Genomic DNA, 15,767 nt, shown 5'->3' on the forward strand with positions numbered 1-15,767 from the left:
CGCCGTCTGCCGCGCCAAGGTGGTCTTGCCCACGCAGGCCTCGCCGGTAAGGACCGCGCCTACCTGGTCGGTGCCGATGAGCGCCGTACGGATAGCCTCGAACTCGCTCGCGCGTCGGATCATCGGCCGGTTCCGAGCCGTGCTCTTACTTTAAATGGCCGTATTCCTCAGGGGGAACGGCGAATATAGAACGGAACGGTTCCCGACGTGCGTGATTCCGTCGCCGGATCCGGGAAAGTTCGAACCGGTTCAGGCGAGAACGTCGTGCCGGACGATGGTCTGATCACGTCCCGGACCGACACCGATACAGGAGATCCGGGCGCCCGAAAGCTCCTCCAACCGATGCACATACGCCTGCGCGTTCGCCGGCAGGTCCGCGAAGCTGCGCGCCCCGGAAATATCCTCCCACCAGCCGGGCATCTCCTCGAAAATCGGCTTGGCGTGATGGAATTCGGTCTGTGTGGTCGGCATGTGCTCGACCCGCCGTCCGTCGATCTCGTAGGCCACACAGATCGGCACCCGGTCCAGACTCGACAGCACATCGAGTTTGGTGAGGAAGTAGTCGGTGATCCCATTGACCCGGGTGGCGTAGCGGGCGATCACCGCGTCGAACCAGCCGCACCGTCGGGCGCGCCCGGTGGTGACACCCACCTCCCCACCGGTCTTGGCCAGGTAGGCGCCGTGCTCGTCGAACAGTTCGGTGGGGAACGGTCCCGAGCCCACGCGGGTGGTGTAGCACTTGAGGATGCCCAGGACCGTATTGATCCGGTTGGGACCGATACCCGCGCCGACCGCGGCGCCGCCGGAGGTCGGGTTCGAGGAGGTCACATACGGGTAGGTGCCGTGATCCACATCGAGCAGGGTGCCCTGTGAACCCTCCAGCAGTACGGTCTCCCCGCGTTCCAGCGCCTCGTTCAGCCGCAGCCGGGTATCGGCGATCCGGTGCGCGAACTTCTCGGCCTGACCGAGGACCTCGTCGACGACCTGCTGTGGATCCAGCGCCCGCCGATTGTAGATCTTCACCAGCACCTGGTTCTTGAACTCCAGGGCGGCCTCCACCTTCTGGGTGAGGATCTTCTCGTCCAACACATCGGCGGCCCGCACCCCGACCCGGGCGACCTTGTCCTGATAACAGGGTCCGATCCCGCGCCCCGTGGTGCCGATCTTCTTGTTGCCCAGAAAGCGTTCGGTCACCTTATCGATGGCCACGTGATACGGCATGATCAGATGCGCGTCGGCCGACAGCAGCAGCCGCGAGGTGTCGACACCGCGTTCGTCCAACCCGGCCAACTCCGTGAGCAGTACGCCCGGATCGACCACGACACCGTTGCCGATGACATTGGTGACGCCCGGGGTGAGTATGCCGGAGGGGATGAGGTGCAGCGCGAAGTTCTCGCCATTGGGCAGCACCACCGTGTGGCCGGCATTGTTACCGCCCTGGTACCGCACCACCCACTGGACGCGGCCACCGAGCAGGTCGGTCGCTTTGCCCTTGCCCTCGTCGCCCCACTGGGCGCCGATGAGGACGATTGCCGGCATGGTCGTGTCTCCTACGGTTCGACGCGCAACACATCCTGTGCTGCAGCTACCTGCCGTAACGGGGAGGAAGCCGGAAGCACAGTCTAGCCGACCCCCCGAACCGGACCCGGCCACGGTGTTCCGGTGAGCCCACTGCGGGAGATACCCCGGGATGCCCTTTAGACTGAAGGCCCACGGGCTAGGAGGGTGTGCGGCAGGTTGAGTAACCACGTTCTCCGCTGTGCCGATGTCCCGGTGCCCATCGCCCTCGCCGCACAGTCGGCCAGCCAGACGGGCGCGATTCCGGATACCGACCAGATCGACGAACTGCTGCCGGTACTGTCCGCCGACAGCCTGCCCCGGCTGATCGTATTGGGCTCCGATGCCGCGCTGGCGACCGTGCTGACCCATCTGATGCGCACCGAACGACTGCACGTCGAGGTCGGTTATGTGCCGCTGGAGAAGACCTACGCGTCGCGGGCGTATCAGCTCGCCACCGGTAACGCCGCGGCCAAACAGGCACTGCAGGGCAAGGCCGAGAAGGCACCGCTGATCCGCGACGACACCGGGCGGGTGCTGGTGGGCCGGGCCAAGATCACCGGACCCGACGGCGACCGCCTGGAAGGCGAGGCGTATGTGGACGATACGCGGCTGTTCTCCGGTCGGGTCCCCACCATGCTGGTCTCCCCGTCCCTGGAACAGCCGGGGGTGCGGGCGGCCGTACCCCGGCGGTTCCGCCGGCGGCGGTGGGTCTCCGGTCGGGCCGCGCAGCTGGGCACCCCCAGCGCGCTGGTCACCCGGGACGGGATCGCCGACGAGCGGCCGGTGCCGCGGTCGAGTTTCTACCGGCACCACGAACCCTGGCTGCTGGTCCGATGAGTTTCCCGGGGTCGGCGCTACGTCGGGGCGCGGTGCGGCCGAGCCCGGTGTTTCTGCTGGTGCTCGCCGTGACGATCGCGGGCGGGGTGTTGGCCTGGGACGCCGAGTTCGATTCGATACGGGCCAAGGCCGCGGTATTCGTCCTGGTGGTCGCCGGCTGGATCGTCACCCTGTGCCTGCACGAGTTCGCGCACGCCTATACGGCGTGGCGGGCCGGGGACCGCGAGGTGGAGCTGCGCGGATACCTGACGTTGAATCCGCTGAAGTACAGCCACCCGCTGCTGTCGATCGTCCTGCCGATGATGTTCATCGCCCTCGGCGGAATCGGGTTGCCGGGTGGCGCGGTGTACGTGCACGCACATCAGGTGCCGGCCCGGACGCAGCGGCTGATCAGCGGGGCGGGTCCGGCGGTGAACGCGGTCTGCGCGGTGGCGCTGCTGGTGGTGGTGCGGCTGTTCGGCAGTGCCGGTGAACATCCGGTGTTCTGGTTCGGCCTGAGCTTTCTGGCGTTCCTGCAGATCACCGCGACACTGCTGAATCTGTTGCCGATTCCCGGGCTGGACGGATACGGGATCGTGGAACCGTCGCTGAGCTACCGGACCAGGCGCGCACTGGAGCAGTTCAAACCGTTCGGCATGCTGATCCTGTTCGCCCTGTTGTTCACCCCGGCGATCAACCAGGTGTTCTTCGACGCCGTCTACGCGCTGTACGAGGTGTCCGGGGTGCCGTCGAACTGGTCGCGTTACGGCAGCTACCTGACCCGGTTCTGGACCTGACGCCGCGGCGTCGCCATATCGGCCGGGACGGGCGAATGCGCGGTGTACGGGCGAAGTATCCGACCGAAACCACCCCTCGCCGGCTCCGGTCGCGGTGTCACGGTAGAGGCGACAGGAGTGGGCCACCCGAGTAGTCGACTACCCGGAGATCACCGATTCGACGTACTCACTCCGTGTCGGGAGCCACGCGGTTCCCGGCGGTACATCACTTCTGCGGTGTGACAAAAGGATTGGGGACCGTCGGCGGCAACAGCGCGATCGCCGAGATCCGCTGCACCCCGCAGACCTGCATGAGATCCACCAGTGTGGAGCGGAGCTGGGCGAACACCACATGCGCGGAAAGCCCGGCACCGTCCACCAGTTCCGGCCGTGCCTGCTTCGCCACCGAACGCAGTACCCGCGCGGCCTCGGCGCGGTCGGGTTGTTCGCCGGGGTCGGCGAGCACCATCTTGCGGACCACGCCCACAGCCTGGGACAGCTGCTGCACCTCCTCGATCAGCCGCGGATCGAGGATTTCGTCGTCACGTACCAAGGTGAGCGAACGCCGCAGCAACACCCTGGTATTGCGGACGGCGTTGTCGAGCGGGTCCGCGGCCGAACGCAGAGTCTCGAGACGGCCCCGGGAATTCCAGTACAGCGGTGCGATCCGGCTGATCTCCCGGCCGCCCTCCAGGGTTTTACGCAGGGATTCCAGCTGCGACTGGGTGCCGCGGACGGCGGTCAGGGCCTGGTGGATCTTGCCCGGATCCTGTTCGAGCAGGCCGTCGGCGCAGTCGGTGAGCGCCGTGGCCATGGTGTGGAGGACGGCACCGGCCTGGTCGCGGGCGCGCCGCACCGGATGCAACGGGATTGCGGCGACGACCACCACCCCCACCAGCCCGCCGACCAAGGCATCGATCATGCGGCTGAAGCTGCCACCCACCCCCGGCGGCATGAGCGTGGCCACCAGGACGGCCGAGCCGGCGGCCTGCATGGTGATGACGCTGCCCCCGTCCAGGAACACCGCCAGCGCCGTGGCCACCGCGACGACCAACGCGATCTGCCAGGTGCCGGTCCCGGCGTAAGTGATGAACACATCACCGATACCGATACCGACCGCGACACCGACCACCAACTCCACCGACCGCCGCAACCGCGCGCCGAAAGAGACCCCGATCGAGACCACCGCGGCGGTGGGCGCGAAGAACGGCAGCTCGTGACCGACGACATGGCGGGCCAGGAACCAGGCCAATGCGGCGGCGATCGAACACTGCAGAATCGGCAGCGCCGACAGCCGCAAACGGGCCCAGGAGCGCCGCAACCGAGCGGCGCCCCCGATCCCGGTGAATGCTGTACGAGAATTCGGAGCGGTCAAGTGAAACGTATATCGGGTCAGTCCAGGCCGAGCTCGCTCGCGGCTCGGGGATCGCAGTCTTCCAGCAGATCCAGACAGCGAGCATATTCGTCGGATTCGCCGATGGTTCGGGCGGCCTTGGCCAGTGCCGCGACACTGCGCAGGAAGCCGCGGTTGGGCTCGTGGCTCCACGGCACCGGACCGAACCCTTTCCAGCCGTTACGACGCAGCAGGTCGAGGCCGCGGTGGTAACCGGTGCGGGCGAAGGCGTAGGCAGCGACGCTATCGGAATTGACGGGTTCGTCCGCCTGCTCCGCCCGGGCGAGAGCGTCCTCGGCCAGCTGCGCCCAGGCGATCGAAGCCGCCGGATGGGCGGCCGCGACCCGCACCGGATCGGTGCCGCTGCGCAGCGCTTCTTCCGCGTCCTGGATTTCTGGCAGGAGTACCGGCTGGGGGCCGAGCAGGTCACCGAACGAGGTCATGCGGTTCATTGTGCACCGCCGACCGGAATGCTCGATAGGCTGGCTTGTCTACGTCATCCGTGAACTGCCGAGCGAGGGGTTGTGGTGTCCCACCCGAACGACGACAAGAACCCGAAACGCGCCTCGAACGATCGAGAACCGTCCGCGCCCGACGACCAGCGCAGGGCCCCGTCCGCCGAACAGGGAACAGCCATCGACACTCCCGAACCCGCTTCCGGAAAGCCGGACGCGGACACATCCGATTCGGGGCGCGTGGGCGAGGGCGCCGCGGCCGACACCTCGACACCGTCCGAGGACGGTACGGCGAACGAAGCCGAGACCGCGCGGGCCCGGGAGCCGAAGCCGAACGGCGCCGCCGACGCGGACCCGAACGGTGGCCCGGACGAGGACCGCAACGGCGAAGGGGGACACGCGGACGACTCGCCGACATCCGAGGCCGGACTCTCCGATCCCGGCGCCGAAGGCGACCCGGATGCCACGGAGCGGGGTGGCGATGCGAAAGGTGCGGAGGCCACCCCCCGGACCGGGACACCGACACCGGATTCCGAACAGCGCGGCGGATCGGAGGACACCGCCGAGAGCGATGGTTCCGGCCTCGGCACCTCCCCCGGCACCGAGAAGGGTGACCCCGGCGACACGGTTGCCGACGGGGATTCGGAGACCGAGGTCGCAGCCGCGTCGGGCGCGTCCGATACCGAGACGGGCGAGGACGAATCCGAGTCCCCGAAGACGGAAGAGAAGCCCGTCGGCGCGGAGACGGAATCCGTCCATGTGGACGAACGGGCCGACACCGCCGCGTCGGCCGAGGCCGTCCCGCTGGACGGGGAGACCACCTCGGCCACGGAGACGAGCACCGAGGCACCGGAGAACATCTCCACACCGGAGGCTGCCGCGGCCGCCGAGGTCGACACGGACGCGAAGACCTCCGGTGCGCCGGAAGCGGACGAGGACGTGTCCGGCATGTCGGAGCCGAGCGGGAAAACACCCGCCCCGTCCGAGTCGAGCGAGAAGACATCCACCGCGCCCCAACCGGACGAGAAGACACCCGCCGCACCCCAACCGAGCGGGGAGACACCCGCCGCGTCCGAACCGGATGACAGGACGACGCCCACCGTGTCCGAACCGGAGGAGGAGACGCTCGTCGCGTCGAAACCGGAGGACGCGCCTACCGTCGCACCGCCCGGGCAGGCACCCGACAACGCACCCACCGAACGTGTTGACATGGCCGATCTGAAGAAGGCCGTCAATCGGCAACCCGGCGAGCGGGGTACAGCCGGCGACACCGACAAGGCCCGACCTTCCGATACCGCCACCGGCTCCGGGAAGTCCGCTGCCGCCGGGCCGGACGCGAAGACGGAACGTATCTCCCTCGCGCAGCGGCCGAACGCCCCCGCCTCCCCACTGTCGGGACAGAAACCCGAGAACGCGCCCACCGAGCGCATCAACATGGCCGACCTGAAGAAGGCCGCGCCGAAGCGAGGTGGGCATCGGCCGGCCGATACGTCCGGGCGAGGCGGCACCGGGCCGGATGCGAAGACCCAGAAGATTCCCGCCCCGCGGAAATCGGACGACCCACCGACCACCGCCATGCCCGCGCAGAAACCCGAGAACGCGCCCACCGAGCGCATCAACATGGCCGACCTGAAGAAGGCCGCGAACCCTGGTGAGAAGGCGCCGGGCGGCACCGACCGGGTCGATGCGGGTACCCGTCGGCCACTGGCCAAGCCGCCGAGCACTCCCCGCTCCACGGCGGGACCGAGACAGCCCGGCCCCCAGGGGCCGTCGGGTCCGGATCAGCGCGGACCGCGCCCGGGTGGCGGACAGCCGCCGGCGCGTCATCCCGCTCCCCCGCGGCCCGTGGGTGGGGCGCCCTCGCCTGCCGATACGAAACCGACCGTGGCCGATCAGCGTGTCGGCACCCCGGGGCTCGCCCCACCGCAGCGCGTCCAGCCGGACGCCGCGGCGGCACCGCCGGCGCCGGGGCGGCCCAAGCGGTGGCTGCTCGCGGTCGCCGCGGCCGCTGCGCTGGTCCTCGTCCTGATCGTGGTGGCCGTCATGGTGGGATCCGAGGACGATTCCCCGCAGGCGCAGATCCGTGCGGTGATCGGTGACTACACCCGCGCGCTCACCAACGGCGACCTGGCGGCATTGCAGTCGGCCACCTGCGGCGAGCTGCACGACTACTACCAGGGCATGTCCGCCGAACAGTTCGACGGTGTGCACCGGCAGGCGAAGGACGAGGGCACCCTGCCGGTGGTGACCGGTGTCGACGCCATCCAGATCACCGGGGATACGGCTCTGGCCCAGGCCACCGTGAAGGGCGAGAACAACCAGGAGAACTCTGCACGCACCTTCGACCTACAGCGGACCGAGGACGGCTGGAAGGTGTGCGAACCGACCAGCGGTACCCCGTGACGAACGGCGCTCCTCGTACCGGCATCAAGTGGAGTGACATCGCACACCTGGTCACCGGTCCGGGAGGGCAGTACGATTGCGGCTGATCATGGGCTCCGAACAAGCAACTCCATCGCCGGCCGACGAGACGGCAGTGCAGTCGGCGACGCTGCCCGGACGCCGGTTCCGGGTTCGTGACCATTACGAGGTCGGCCGCGAGAAGATCCGTGAATTCGCTCGGGCGGTGCGCAACGATCACCCCGTGCACCGATACGAGGACGCCGCGCACCGGCTCGGCTATCCGGGTCTCATCGCCCCGCCGACCTTCGCCGCGGTGATCGGGATGACCGGCACCCGCTCGCTGCTGGACACCGTGCTCACCGAATACGACCTGGCCCAGATGGTGCAGACCGATCAGGTCTTCCATGCGCATCGGCCGATCGTGGCGGGTGATTCGATCGTCAGCGAGATCGCGATCGAGTCCATTCGCCGATTCGGCGAAGGCGATTTCATCCATGCCCCGTTCATCCTGCGCAATCAGCGCGGCGAGGTGGCCGTGACCGGTTCGACGACCCTGGTGGCCCGTCGAAACGCGCGGATCGATCCGGAGCTGGCGGCCACCATCGAGAACGTCTCGATGCCGGGCCGCCCCGCCGACGAGCGAGTCCGGCTCGACGAACTCGACCTTTTGGAGGAACTGGCCCCACTGCCGGCCGGGACACCGCCGCCGGTACCCCCGCGCCCGCCCGTGCAGACCGTTCCCGTGTTCGACTCGCTGGCGGTCGGTGATCGGCTTCCTGTGCATACGGTGCGGCTTACCCGCGGGGATCTGGTGAACTACGCGGGTGTCTCCGGCGATACCAACCCGATCCACTTCAGCGATCATGTGGCTCGGCCGGCCGGATTGCCGGGAGTCGTCGCGCACGGGCTGCTGACCATGGGTTTGGTCGCGGGCAGGCTCACCGACTGGCTGGGTAACCCCACCGCGATCGAGAAGTTCAGTGTGCGGTTCGCGGGCTTCGTCCCGGTTCCCGCCAACGAGGCGGGCATCATCGAATTGTCCGGACGGATCAAGTCACTCGATCCCGACCACCGAATGGCGACGATCCTACTGGACGGCAGGTCCGCCGGTCGCAAATTGTTCGGCCGCGCCATCGCGGAGGTGCGGCTGAGCTGAGCCGCGGCACCGTCCGGCTACTCCAGTTCGGCGTGCATCAGGTAGACGTTGTAGTCGCTCCAAGTGCTGATCGTGAAGTACAGATCCGCATCCGAGGACCAGGGGTGGATGAAACCGCCGTACAGTTCCGGGTAGTCGAGCACGCTCACTGTCGGCGTCCCTGGGGACCACACCCCTTGCGGAGTATCCGATTCACGCAGCACGATCGCGGCCTTGGCGGTATCGAGATAGCTCATCTGCCACACTCCACGACTCGTGTCGTAGCGGACCGAGAGCTCGCCCACGGGTCCGTCGACGATCGGTGTCGCGGTGGCGGCGCCCCCGACCGGGGTCCACGCGCCGTCACGCCAGTACTGGTAGGCCGTGGTGTTGAGGATTTCGTCCCTGGCCACCCGGGCCAGCCCGACCGAACCCAGTCGGGTATTGGGGGTCCCGAACATGTACACGTGGTCGCCGTGCGGAACCATGGCGCTGACCTGGAAATTCGCCAGCCCGAAAATATTCTCCCAGCGGACGTGCGGATCCTTGACCCAGGTCTGTCCACCGTCGTCGGAATAGGCGATACCTCCGTAGTTGGTGTAGAAGGTGCCCGGGATGCTCTGCCAGGTGCGGATCGACATATAGCTCAGGTACTGCCGGCCGCCGAGCGCGAAGCCCGAAGTGGGGATGGTGGTGATCTCGATATTGTCGAGTTTGCGGCTCGCCAGTATCTCGGCGGCGTGGCAGCGACCGTCGGTGACCATCCGGTCGTAGCTCATTCCGTCGGCGAGCTCTCGGTCGGTGCTGAAGGCGAGCACGTTGCTGCGCCAGTCACCGCCCATACCGCCCGGCGGATGGAAACCGCGGCCGATGGTATCGCCGAAGACGGTGGCGATCTCGCCCGGTGCGCTTTCCCACATGATGCCCAGATCGGTGCCGTGCACCTGCCAGCGTTTATCGGTGCGGTTCACCGAATGCGCCCCCGTCTGTTTGGCGACCTCTCGGACCGCGCCGACCCGGGGCGCGGGACGCTGCGGCGCAACCGGAGCCGCTTCGACATCGGGGGTGAGGCGCGGCGGCGGGGGCGGTACCGTGCCGGGATCCGGCCCCGGCCCCGGCAGTGCGAAGTAGAAAGGCTTGGGCTTCAACAGGATTTCGGGAATACCGAGGCGGTTGGCCAGGCTCGGCGCAGGGGCCGTCTCGGCGGTGAGGTCCGGACAGGGATCGGTGCACGGATCGGCCGGCAGGGTCATCGTCGTGCGCACCGGTTCCGGTTCGGGCGGTTCGGGCGGGACAACGGTGACAACGGGATACGAGACCGGCATCTCGAGAGTTTTCGGAACCAGCGATTCATGCACCGGTTTCGGGTCGGTCGCGCACGCTCCACTGCCCGCGACCCCGGTCGGCACCACCGACGGAACCGCACCGGCCCACGGCGGCGCCGCATGGTGAAACCCGCCGGCTCCCAACACCACCGCGCCCAGCGCGGCCAGCACCCGCCTCACCGTCATTGCTCCCCTCGGTATTTCGAAATACCCGGTACAGCCCTGTACGGCGTGGGTACACGCCAGGACAGACCATACCCGAGACGAATACCGCGAGCGGGCCTTCTCATCGCGTGCCGTCCGCGAGGATTGAAGTCGACACCAGCTCTTCTCCAGGGGACTCACAGCCCAAGTAATCGCCCATGCCAGGCGTACGTCGCCAACAGCCGGTGCATCGGTTGGGACGCACCGGTCGTCTGGTCTGCTGATCAGCTCACCGGGTGCTGTTCGCCGGCGAAGTACGCGGCCATCATCTCGTTCTCCTCGAACCCCAGCGTTGTCTCCGCGCATTCGGTCTGGCTGAACCACTTCAGTTTTTGTCCCTCGGTGAGGGTGGTCTGGTCCAGGTCGAGATCGCGGTGGGCGGTGAAGGTGTGTTCGAGTAGGCCCCAGGGCCGCCTGCGCGTGCAGTGGTGGGTGACCTCTGCCGGATCCAGGACAACCCCAATCTCTTCCTTGATCTCGCGAATAACGCACTCGAGCGGGGTTTCCCCTGGCTCGCGGTAGCCGCCGAGCAACGCCCACATGCCGGGGCACGGGATGTCGGGCTTGTCGTCCCGCAGAAAGAACAACACCTCGTTGTTGGAGTTGCGGAGGATGATGTTGGAACCTTCAGGCATGTGGCTACTCCTCATGATCGGCGGATGCGGCATCGACAGCGGGTCGTGAAGGGAGAGCGGGCAGGTCGGCGGCGCAGCGGAATCCGAGGTCGTATGCTTCGTAATCGGGTACGCCGCATATCCGTTCACTGGTCCGGGTCTGCAAGCGCATCATTTTCCAGGACCCGCCGCGGGCAACGATATAACCCAAGCGTGCCGCGGTTTCGAACCCGGCGGCGTAGCTATGCGGCCCGTACGGACGGTAGTGACTCGAGGTCCACTCGGTGACGTTGCCTGTCATGTCGTGGCATCCGAACGGAGAGACGGACTCGGGGAACCGGCAGACCGGGGTAGTCGCTGGTGCGGGGCCGTGCTCGCGCCAGTGCTTCGCGTACCAGTCCTTCCAGTCCGCGAGTGACCGTAGCTCACACCTGGCCCAGTGCTCGGCGGTATTGGCCGCCGTCACCGACCAGGTTGAGCCCCACGGCCATGCGCGCCACTGCGGGCCGTGGGCTGCATACTCCCATTCGGTCTCGGTGGGCAGGCGTTTGCCCGCCCACCGGGCATACGCGATGGCGTCGGCGTGGTCTACGTGCACCACCGGGTGATCGGGGCGGTCGCGGACCGCCTCGATATCGGGGTGCGGGTGCAGCCACGAAATCCCCGGGATCTCCCTCCAGTAGTCCGGGCCGTACACCAGGCCGGCGCCGCGCTGCTGTGCGGCGGTAACCCATCCGGTGTCGTCGACGAACTCGGCGAACTGGGCGTTGGTGACCGGATGTCGGTCGAGCCGGCAACACGCTCGCCATCCAGGGCGACGATGGCGTAGCGGGGGAATGGGCGAGGCCCGCAATGCTGTGCTCATCTGGTCTGCCGATGCGGTGATCACCGTCGGCGGCTCATGGGGAACGCTCTCCGAACTGGCGCTCGCCAACAGACGCGGCGGCGTGCCCGTGACCTCCATCGGTGGATGGCGCGCTACCGACGTCGATGGCAGCGAAGTCGGTGCGGCCATACGCACCGAAACCCCGGAAGAAGCCGTCACCCGCGCATTGGCGCTCGCTGACCGCGGCTGAACGGTATTCCAGAAGTTCGAGAGTGTCGGTCCCCTGCGTCCGGCTGTGTCCATCGGGCGTACGCCCGGCTGTGCCGATTGGAATCTGTGGCGCGGCTTCAGCGCGCGGCCCGGAATTCCAGTACCGTCGAGCCGATCCGGATCGAATCGCCATCGACGAGGGCGACGGGCTCGTCGATCGGCCGCTCATTGACATAGACCCCGTTGGCCGAATGCAGATCCTTGATCAGCAGACCGACCCGCCCTGGGATGATCTGCGCGTGATATCGGCTGGCCTTGGGGTCCTCGAGCACCAGATCGTTATCGGTCATCCGGCCGATCCGAAGCCCGGTGGGCGCGACCACGACCACCCGGCCGTCCGGTAGCCGCAGTTGGCCGCTGCGCACCATACGCGGTTCCTCGGTGACGGTTTCGTCCATCGCCGCGGCGACCCGCCCGACACGCTTCAGTTCGACGGTATCGATCGGCTCCTGTCGCAGGACCCGCCGTTCCAACTCGATGAGGTCCGGACCCGGATCGATACCGAGTTGGTCGGCCAGGACCGTACGCACCCGACGACAGGCGTCGAGGGCGTCGGCCTGCCGCCCGGACAGGTACAGCGCGGTGATGAGCTGCCCCCACAGCGGCTCCCGCAGGGGGTGCTCGGTGGTCATCGCGACCAGCTCACCGATTACCGACGACGCTCGGCCGCAGGCGATTTCGGCGTCGATCCGCGCGGACGCGGCGAGCAGCCGCTCTTCGTCCATGGCAATGGCGAAACTGTCCGCGAATCCGAACCCGACGAGATCGGCCAGTGCCCGACCGTCCCATTCGCGTAACGCGGTGGCGAACAGCCGCGCGGCGAAGACATGATCACCCGCCTCGGCCGCTCGGACACCCGCGTCCCGGGCGGCCGCGAACCGGCCCAGGTCGCAGGCATCATCGTCGATCTCCAGCCGATAACCCGCCGACTCGGTGCGCAACACCGCCGCCGCGTCCACGCCCGCGTTGCGCAGCGCCTTGCGGATGTTCGAGATGAACACCTGCAGGCTGGCGGCGTAGGAATCGGGCGGGTCCTCGTTCCAGACCATATCGGCCAAGGCGACCGACGACACGGCACGTCGCCGATTCACCGCCAGTGCCGCCACCAAGGCCCGTGGCTTCGGCCCGCCGACCGCTATCGGCTCACCGTCGACGAACAGCCGGACGGGCCCGAGCACACGCACCTCGAGACGCATTCACGTACCGCGGATCGAAGGCTGCCGGTCAGGCGCTGATCGAGCGACCCGCGGACCTCAGGTCGTTACAGGCCTCCACGACCCGCTCGGCCATCGACAGTTCGGCCTTCTTCAGGTAGCTGCGCGGATCGTAGGCCTTCTTGTTGCCGACCTCGCCATCCACCTTCAGCACACCGTCGTAGTTGGTGAACATATGGGCGGCGACCGGCCGGGTGAACGCGTACTGGGTGTCGGTGTCGACGTTCATCTTCACCACGCCGTAGCGCAGCGAGTCGTCGATCTCCGACTTCAGCGAGCCCGATCCGCCGTGGAAGACGAAATCGAACGGCTGCGCATCGGCGGCCAGGCCGAGCTTGGCGGCCGCCACCCGCTGGCCCTCGGCCAGCACCTCGGGCCGCAGCACCACATTGCCGGGCTTGTACACGCCGTGCACATTGCCGAAGGTGGCGGCGAGCAGATACTTGCCGTTCTCCCCGGCGCCGAGGGCGTCGATGGTCTTCTCGAAGTCCGCGGGGGAGGTGTAGAGCTTCTCGTTGATCTCCGCCTCGACACCGTCCTCCTCACCGCCGACGACGCCGATCTCGACCTCGAGGATGATGTTGGCCGCCTTGCTGAGCTTCAGCAGCTCTTGGGCGATCTGTAGGTTCTCGTCGATCGGGATCGCCGAGCCGTCCCACATATGTGACTGGAACAACGGGTTCTTACCGGCGTTGACCCGCTCCTGGGAGAGGACCAGCAGCGGCCGCACGAAACCGTCCAGCTTGTCCTTGGGGCAGTGGTCGGTGTGCAGCGCGATGGTGACGTCGTATTTGGCGGCCACCACATGCGCGAACTCGGCCAGCGCCACCGCACCGGTCACCATATCCTTGACGCCCTGACCGGAACCGAACTCCGAGCCGCCGGTCGAGAACTGGATGATGCCATCGCTGCCCGCGTCGGCGAAGCCTTTGATGGCCGCGTTGATCGTCTCCGACGAAGTGCAGTTGATGGCCGGGTAGGCGAAGGAGTTCGCCTTGGCCCGACCGAGCATCTCGGCGTAGACCTCCGGAGTCGCGATCGGCACTGTGAAGACCTCCGTGTAGTGCTGCAGACAAATGTCCGTTTCCGCCCATACCCTAAGGCAGGCCCATTCCCTCCGGTACCAGGGGCGTCGGCCGCGTCGTCCGGTAGCCCCCGGCGGGGGACGAATCCGGCGACGCGCCGGGCCGAGTGGACGATGAACCGGTACTGTGGGCCGGGTGATTGCGCTGGCAGCCTCCGACGCGGTGACGAGCAATCTGGCTCTGACCGAACTGCTCGACCCTATGCACCTGCTCACCGAGACCTGGCTGAAGAGTGCCGTGCTCCCGGCCATTCTGGTGATCGTCTTCATCGAGACCGGTCTGCTGTTCCCCCTCCTTCCCGGCGATTCACTGCTGTTCACCGGCGGTCTGCTGGCGGCACAGCCGAGCCCCCCCACATCGGTCTGGGTGCTGGTGCCCGCGGTCGCCGCCGTGGCGTTCGCCGGTGACCAGTGCGCCTACTGGATCGGACGGTCGATCGGTCCACGGCTGTTCCACAAGGAGGACACCCGTTTCTTCAAGAAGCGCTACATCACCGAGACCCACGAATTCTTCGAAAAGCACGGGCCGAAGGCCATCGTCCTGGCCCGGTTCGTGCCGGTCGCCCGCACCTTCATGCCGGTGCTGGCGGGCGTCTCGCAGATGAGCTACCGCCGGTACATCGCCTTCGACATCGTCGGCGCGGTGCTGTGGGGTGGCGGGGTGACCGTGCTCGGATACTTCCTGGGCAATGTCGCGTTCATCCGCGATCATGTCGAAGCGATCTTCCTGCTCATCGTGTTCATCTCGATCCTGCCGGGGATCAGCGCTATCGCGCGCAAACTGTTGGACCGGGATGCCCCGGCCGGGTCCACCGACGAATCCGACGTCGACCAAGACCTGATCACGACCGCCGAACTGCCGGCGGTGGGTGACGCGAGGGAACCGCTGCCCAACACCCGGCCCTTGCCGGCGGTGAACGCCGAGAGGGCAGGGATGACCACTGCGAGCGAGACCCCTATCCGGTAGTGGTGGCGTCGACGACATCCTCGCTCCACTGCATGGCAAGTTCCGAGATTCGGGCCATGGGGAGCTTCGAACCGCTTATCTCCGCCGGGCCCGCGCTTGTCTGGACGGTGGTGCTGACCTTCGTCTTCCTCGAGTGCGCGTTCATCATCGGGCTGTTTCTGCCCGGGGACTCGATGCTGCTCACCGCGGGAGTCGTAATGGCCTCGCACAGCACCGGCGAAACCCAGGTATGGCTGCTGTCGGTGGGGGCCATGGCCGCGGCCATCGTGGGCAATCAGGTCGGTTATGCCGTGGGTCAGCGCACCGGCCATCATCTGGTCGCCCGCCGTAACGGGCGCATCGTCAATACCCGAAACCTGGCCCGGGTGACCGAGTTGCTGCAACGGCACGGTTTCGTCGCCGTTTTGATCGCCCGCTGGATTCCGTGGGTGCGGACGCTGTGCCCCATGGTGGCGGGAGCGGCCGGTATGGACCATCGCCGGTACACCGTGGCCAGTACCCTCGGGGCGATTATCTGGGCACCGGTCCTCCTGCTGATCGGGTACTACGCGGGCAGCTTCATCCAGCGCGTGTCGTGGCTGATGCCGGTGGTGATCGGGCTGCTGATACTCGGACTGGTTATCGGCACGGTGATCGGGGTCCTGCGGTATCGGCAGGAGATGTCGCAGCCGGCCGAGGACTTCGACCTCGACTCGGCCCAGCCGGCCGAGAGCTGACGGCCGGCG

15 protein-coding genes are annotated in these 15,767 nt (G+C 67.4%); 7 read left to right on the forward strand and 8 right to left on the reverse strand.

The features are described from left to right. Positions 1 to 249: 249 nt before the first annotated feature. Positions 250 to 1,539: an adenylosuccinate synthase gene (locus tag ON20_RS24065; protein ID WP_040838771.1), complete on the reverse strand. Its 1,290-nt coding sequence runs from the start codon at positions 1,537 to 1,539 to the stop codon at positions 250 to 252. Positions 1,540 to 1,737: 198 nt separating this feature from the next. Here ON20_RS24065 and ON20_RS24070 point away from each other — a divergent pair, with 198 nt between their 5' ends. Both ON20_RS24070 and ON20_RS24075 read left to right on the forward strand, forming a co-directional pair. Then, the gene (locus ON20_RS24070; protein WP_040838773.1) at positions 1,738 to 2,397 is read left to right on the forward strand and encodes a hypothetical protein; all 660 of its coding nucleotides are present in this window, start codon (positions 1,738 to 1,740) and stop codon (positions 2,395 to 2,397) included. Next, a complete protein-coding gene (locus tag ON20_RS24075; protein WP_040838775.1) occupies positions 2,394 to 3,173 on the forward strand; it encodes a site-2 protease family protein in 780 nt (259 codons plus the stop codon). Before ON20_RS24070 ends, ON20_RS24075 begins: the two co-directional genes overlap by 4 nt. A 205-nt stretch (positions 3,174 to 3,378) precedes the next feature. Here the strand turns inward: ON20_RS24075 and ON20_RS24080 are convergent, their stop codons facing one another. Both ON20_RS24080 and ON20_RS24085 read right to left on the reverse strand, forming a co-directional pair. After that, positions 3,379 to 4,527: an FUSC family protein gene (locus ON20_RS24080; protein ID WP_174361927.1), complete on the reverse strand. Its 1,149-nt coding sequence runs from the start codon at positions 4,525 to 4,527 to the stop codon at positions 3,379 to 3,381. A 17-nt stretch (positions 4,528 to 4,544) separates the two neighbouring features. After that, positions 4,545 to 4,988, reverse strand: coding sequence for a DUF3151 domain-containing protein (locus ON20_RS24085; RefSeq protein ID WP_040838973.1), 444 nt, complete (start codon positions 4,986 to 4,988; stop codon positions 4,545 to 4,547). Positions 4,989 to 5,072: 84 nt separating this feature from the next. Between ON20_RS24085 and ON20_RS39180 the strand changes: the two genes are divergently transcribed. Both ON20_RS39180 and ON20_RS24095 read left to right on the forward strand, forming a co-directional pair. Next, the gene (locus ON20_RS39180) at positions 5,073 to 7,403 is read left to right on the forward strand and encodes an Rv0361 family membrane protein (RefSeq protein ID WP_245547437.1); all 2,331 of its coding nucleotides are present in this window, start codon (positions 5,073 to 5,075) and stop codon (positions 7,401 to 7,403) included. 88 nt (positions 7,404 to 7,491) lie between these two features. Beyond that, positions 7,492 to 8,559, forward strand: a complete 1,068-nt coding sequence (locus tag ON20_RS24095) for a fused (3R)-hydroxyacyl-ACP dehydratase subunits HadA/HadB (RefSeq protein ID WP_040838978.1) — start codon at positions 7,492 to 7,494, stop codon at positions 8,557 to 8,559. Between the two features lie 17 nt (positions 8,560 to 8,576). On the opposite strand, the gene ON20_RS24100 is transcribed toward ON20_RS24095, so the two are convergent. The 3 genes from ON20_RS24100 to ON20_RS24110 all read right to left on the reverse strand — a co-directional run bounded on the left by ON20_RS24100 (position 8,577) and on the right by ON20_RS24110 (position 11,546). Further along, on the reverse strand, positions 8,577 to 10,049 hold the full coding sequence (locus ON20_RS24100; RefSeq protein WP_040838778.1) for a glycoside hydrolase family 183 protein: 1,473 nt from the start codon (positions 10,047 to 10,049) through the stop codon (positions 8,577 to 8,579). 242 nt (positions 10,050 to 10,291) lie between these two features. Continuing rightward, entirely contained in the window at positions 10,292 to 10,702 is a 411-nt protein-coding gene (locus ON20_RS24105; protein WP_051163188.1) for an NUDIX hydrolase, read from the reverse strand. A 4-nt stretch (positions 10,703 to 10,706) separates the two neighbouring features. Then, positions 10,707 to 11,546: a formylglycine-generating enzyme family protein gene (locus ON20_RS24110; protein WP_083865172.1), complete on the reverse strand. Its 840-nt coding sequence runs from the start codon at positions 11,544 to 11,546 to the stop codon at positions 10,707 to 10,709. Here ON20_RS24110 and ON20_RS24115 point away from each other — a divergent pair. After that, positions 11,518 to 11,757: an SLOG cluster 4 domain-containing protein gene (locus ON20_RS24115; RefSeq protein ID WP_040838780.1), complete on the forward strand. Its 240-nt coding sequence runs from the start codon at positions 11,518 to 11,520 to the stop codon at positions 11,755 to 11,757. The genes ON20_RS24110 and ON20_RS24115 overlap by 29 nt on opposite strands. A gap of 97 nt (positions 11,758 to 11,854) precedes the next feature. Here the strand turns inward: ON20_RS24115 and ON20_RS24120 are convergent, their stop codons facing one another. Further along, on the reverse strand, positions 11,855 to 12,973 hold the full coding sequence (locus ON20_RS24120; protein ID WP_040838781.1) for a BTAD domain-containing putative transcriptional regulator: 1,119 nt from the start codon (positions 12,971 to 12,973) through the stop codon (positions 11,855 to 11,857). Positions 12,974 to 13,001: 28 nt separating this feature from the next. Continuing rightward, a complete protein-coding gene (gene fbaA, locus ON20_RS24125) occupies positions 13,002 to 14,345 on the reverse strand; it encodes a class II fructose-bisphosphate aldolase (protein WP_306306873.1) in 1,344 nt (447 codons plus the stop codon). On the opposite strand from fbaA, the gene ON20_RS24130 reads away from it, so the two are divergent. Both ON20_RS24130 and ON20_RS24135 read left to right on the forward strand, forming a co-directional pair. Beyond that, positions 14,278 to 15,042 carry a VTT domain-containing protein gene (locus ON20_RS24130; protein WP_083865192.1) on the forward strand — a complete coding sequence of 255 codons (765 nt, stop codon included), beginning with the start codon at positions 14,278 to 14,280 and terminating at the stop codon, positions 15,040 to 15,042. The genes fbaA and ON20_RS24130 overlap by 68 nt on opposite strands. Before the next feature lie 32 nt (positions 15,043 to 15,074). Next, positions 15,075 to 15,758: a DedA family protein gene (locus tag ON20_RS24135; RefSeq protein WP_051163192.1), complete on the forward strand. Its 684-nt coding sequence runs from the start codon at positions 15,075 to 15,077 to the stop codon at positions 15,756 to 15,758. The last annotated feature ends 9 nt before the right edge of the window (positions 15,759 to 15,767 follow it).

The sequence above is a fragment of the Nocardia brevicatena NBRC 12119 genome, assembly GCF_000308495.1.
Classification (GTDB): domain Bacteria; phylum Actinomycetota; class Actinomycetes; order Mycobacteriales; family Mycobacteriaceae; genus Nocardia; species Nocardia brevicatena.